This window comes from Sphingomonas sp. Sph1(2015) (genome assembly GCF_001970915.1).
Taxonomy (GTDB): domain Bacteria; phylum Pseudomonadota; class Alphaproteobacteria; order Sphingomonadales; family Sphingomonadaceae; genus Sphingomonas; species Sphingomonas parapaucimobilis.
Genome location: NZ_MQUI01000128.1, coordinates 1 through 425, shown reverse-complemented (window position 1 = coordinate 425; position 425 = coordinate 1). Strand labels below are relative to the sequence as shown.

Genomic DNA, 425 nt, shown 5'->3' with positions numbered 1-425 from the left:
GGAATCTTGCGCAATGCGCGAAAGCGTGACGCAGCAACGCCGCGTGGGGGAAGAAGGCCTTCGGGTTGTAAACCCCTTTCAGTTGGGACGAAGCTTCGACGGTTAATAGCCGGCTGGAGTGACGGTACCTTCACAAGAAGCCCCGGCTAACTACGTGCCAGCAGCCGCGGTAATACGTAGGGGGCAAGCGTTGTCCGGAATCATTGGGCGTAAAGCGCGTGTAGGCGGCTCGGTAAGTCCGCTGTGAAAGTCCGGGGCTCAACCCTGGGATGCCGGTGGATACTGCCGAGCTCGAGTCCGGAAGAGGCGAGTGGAATTCCTGGTGTAGCGGTGAAATGCGCAGATATCAGGAGGAACACCAATGGCGAAGGCAGCTCGCTGGGACGTGACTGACGCTGAGACGCGAAAGCGTGGGGAGCAAACAG

General features: G+C 59.5%; 1 rRNA gene. It reads left to right on the top strand.

Annotation, left to right across the window (positions count from 1 at the left end):
• Positions 1-425, top strand: a 16S ribosomal RNA gene (locus tag BSZ14_RS18855); the annotation flags it as partial.